At 57.2% G+C, this 3,171-nt stretch carries 3 protein-coding genes and 1 pseudogene; 2 read left to right on the plus strand and 2 right to left on the minus strand.

Annotated elements, in window-relative coordinates; genetic code table 11:
- The first annotated feature begins 668 nt into the window (after window positions 1–668).
- Window positions 669–806, plus strand: coding sequence for a hypothetical protein (locus IB225_RS20240; protein ID WP_192314870.1), 138 nt, complete (start codon window positions 669–671; stop codon window positions 804–806).
- A 437-nt stretch (window positions 807–1,243) separates the two neighbouring features.
- Here the strand turns inward: IB225_RS20240 and IB225_RS20245 are convergent, their stop codons facing one another.
- On the minus strand, window positions 1,244–1,696 hold the full coding sequence (locus IB225_RS20245) for a fasciclin domain-containing protein (RefSeq protein ID WP_225584199.1): 453 nt from the start codon (window positions 1,694–1,696) through the stop codon (window positions 1,244–1,246).
- Between the two features lie 611 nt (window positions 1,697–2,307).
- Here IB225_RS20245 and IB225_RS20250 point away from each other — a divergent pair.
- Complete coding sequence (locus IB225_RS20250; protein WP_192314872.1) at window positions 2,308–2,550, plus strand: hypothetical protein; 243 nt, start codon at window positions 2,308–2,310, stop codon at window positions 2,548–2,550.
- A gap of 464 nt (window positions 2,551–3,014) precedes the next feature.
- Here the strand turns inward: IB225_RS20250 and IB225_RS20255 are convergent.
- Window positions 3,015–3,171, minus strand: a pseudogene (locus tag IB225_RS20255) (IS30 family transposase); the annotation flags it as partial.

The following is a 3,171-nucleotide window of genomic DNA, read 5'->3' on the forward strand; positions in this document are numbered from 1 at the left end:
AGCGATCCCACATCAGTGCCTTCTGGGTGTCGGTGTAGTAGATCCTTTTCCTGCGCTTCATCCGCAACACTCCTGCTGCCTACGCAGCTATCCGTGTGTTGCGTCGATCATATGAATCCGCGGTCGTAAGCGGACAGCATGTCGCGCAGATTTGGAATCACGCAGTACTCTAAAATCGCACCAAGGCCATTCGGGCGCCAACGGATGATCAGCCTGCATCAGTAATAGCAGTGTCTAGCGCAGCCGTCCTCCTCGCAAAGCTTCGCAAGGCAGCCTCTCTCTCGTCCAGCATCTTGTCCATTGCAGCCAGGCGCACGCAGATGGCGAATCGCATCTCTTCGGGCGCGTCGGCCAGCAACTGCGCACGAAGTGCTCTGACGAAACCCCGAGCGTCACAACCGACTTGTTCGTCGCGCAGCCTCGCCATGCTTTCTCGTAGACAAGCGCTGAGCTCTGATGCTGTTCTCATCACGATCACCAGTTAGTAGTCACTCACTTCCGGCCCCGGTACTCGCTGGCAAAGCCTGCCTGCATCTCGCCGTAAGGCATTTCACGTCCGGGCGGCACGTCGGCATAATTTTTGCCCCATATCCGTTGAGCACACCCCGATCACATCGGGCGGCGCAGCCTCGTGCTGCTCGGCATTCCGCCGAGTAGGAGACGTTCCGATGAGCAGTAACACGGGCCAGCGCGATTCTCAGGGTAAGTCGGGCGAAAAAGGCCAACAGAAATCAGAAGACGAGACTGGCAAACAGGCGAAGTCTCAGCAGGACCAAAAACGCGGTCAAGACCAGAAGAAGCGCTGAACATCGAGAGCCCCAGATAGGGGCTCTTAGCGTATGAAGGCTTAGGAAGCGTTCAACCCACGGTCGCCAGTCCTGCATAACGGAGCACCGTGCCTTCGTCTTGAGTGGCTTGTTTGGTCGACTCAAGCCAACGTGCCGCTGCACCATAATTCTCAATGAGGCTGCCCAACTCGTCTGTCAGGCACTTTGCGCAAGGCTGACCGCCCGGACTGGGCCTGCAGCATCGCGCGCAGGGCGCCATCGTCGTCTTGCTTGCCGGCCGCAGCTGATAGGCGATCTTGTTCATAAGGGCGGCAGCGGTCTTAACCCGGTCCGTCCCAACGCCGATCGAGGCTGATATGGGGGGTTTGATAGGCGGGCCCATGGAGTTCAATCACCGAAGGAAGAGATGCGGCGGGAATTTCTTCCCGCCGCGGGCAGTCCTTTGCATCCGCACCTTAGTTGGGTTTGGATTCCGGAAGGTTGACCTTATCGATGCCGTGGATCACGCCATTCTTGGCAAGGATGTCCGGAAGCGTGACACGGGCGGCACCAATGCTGAGCTTGCCTTCAGCGACCTTGATCGGCGCAGTCTGGCCTTGCACCGTACGCGCCGATTGCCATTTCCCGACATCGGTCGTCGTCTTGCGGCCACTGACCAGGTGATAGTTGATCACTGAAGCCAACTCATCCTTGTTGGCAGGCTCGAGCAACCGATCGAGCGCACCTGTCGGTAGACCGGAGAATGCCTCGTCAGTTGGGGCAAAAAGCGTGAACTGCTCGTCACCCGCAAGTGAGGCAGTAAGACCCGCCTTATCGATGGCGTTGATGAAGGTCGAGAAGGACTTGTTGCTCTTCAGCGTACCCAATAGATTCTGCTGGGCGAGGCCTTCTTTCTGTTGCATTTCCATGGAAATATCCTGCGAAGTAGACCCGTATCAGGGTCAAACGGACGGCCAAAGCCGTGGCTGGGCGAAATGCCAGGCGCGAGCTCAATGCGGAGAGTAAGAGGGGTGGAGCGCGGCTGAGCAGCCGATACGGTATTGCACCGCAACACCCGCACCCTGCGCCTTTGGTCGTTAGTCTGGTGTGACGCTATCCGCAAGATCACGTTCTATTCTTTCCGTAACGTGGTAGCTTCGTACAACGCGGAATTCCGATGCTTGGTTAGCTTTCGCGCCCGCAGTGTGCCGGCTCGCACAATTTGCCGGAGCTGCCATGACTATCAAACGACACCGTGTCGTTTCGACCGATTCCCCGTTTCAGAACATCACTCATGCCCTAAGGGAGCGTGCGCTGCAGTGTGCCGAGAATGAGGGATGGCCCGTCCTTAGAGATGCGGTCGAACCTTACTTGGCGATAGCCAAGTCCAATCTTGTTCAGTGCGTGGTGCAGCAAAGGGATAAGCATGCCGAAGAGGAGACGTCCTTCTGGTCAGGAAGAACCACGGCACTTCGTCGCGTAGGACCGAGCACGCGACGCGGGTTGGCGCTTGTGACCTCGGGTGCACGGTATCGCAGCCATGAATAGCATCTCGTTAGTTATTTCGTCGCAAAGCGTTGAGTGCATCGACAGTCGTCTTGATCCGGAGATGGACTCGCGATTGAATTCATTTCGCCTTGTTCATGAGCAGAAAAACTTCGAAGGTGACGTTTGTTGGCTCTTCTTCGCCAATGCCGATCTTACTAAGCCGGAGGCTCTTTCCCGCGCTCAGCAATGGTACGCATCTACGCACCATTCTCTTTGGCCGGGCATGTTCCATTAGTCGCCATCGAAGCGATCAGAGCTAATGCCACCGCGCTACTATCGGACAAAAGCTCGGAACGAAAGACGGCAGGTCTTCGTTCTTCGTTTGGGCGTTGGCCAGTCCATTGGCCCAACGGCGTTGACAGCGATATGGGCCACGGCTTGTGATTCGCCTGATGTCAGCGTAAGCCGTCGTGCCCAGGACAATGCTGGCTACGGCATCCGTCCGTGCTACGGCCTTTGGGCGGGACAGGCCATTAGCCGACTTCCGGCCGAGCAGAAGCTACGCGACATGCTGGATGCCAACGGGTACTTCTTCACATTGACCTCAACACTAGCTTAGGGTCATTCAGGGCGGTACATGGCGCCACTTGGCTCTATCCAGTCGCGGTGATGTTGGACGCAACTTGAGCTGATTCGTGATAACCCTTTTCAGGCTGTGCGAACTCCTATCTCACCGAATGTCCGCTATCGGTCTTGGATTCAACCGATCGACGCAACAGTTTTCCGATCTCGCTGTGCCGGTGTTTCGTAGCCCAGCGTCTTGCGTGGCCGCTCGTTGAGTTGGCGTGCCACGGCATCCAGCTTGGCCTGCGAGACGTCTGCCAGGCTGATGCCCTTCGGGAAGTACTGACGGAGT

The organism is Pseudoxanthomonas sp. PXM02, from assembly GCF_014851805.1.
Lineage (GTDB): Bacteria > Pseudomonadota > Gammaproteobacteria > Xanthomonadales > Xanthomonadaceae > Pseudoxanthomonas_A.

What these genes read in the sequence shown, in the direction of transcription:
- IB225_RS20250 (WP_192314872.1), top strand. Translation starts at nt 2,308, where the DNA reads ATGAATAGCATCTCGTTAGTTATTTCGTCGCAAAGCGTTGAGTGCATC.
- IB225_RS20240 (WP_192314870.1), top strand. Translation starts at nt 669, where the DNA reads ATGAGCAGTAACACGGGCCAGCGCGATTCTCAGGGTAAGTCGGGCGAA.
- IB225_RS20245 (WP_225584199.1), bottom strand. Translation starts at nt 1,696, where the DNA reads ATGGAAATGCAACAGAAAGAAGGCCTCGCCCAGCAGAATCTATTGGGT.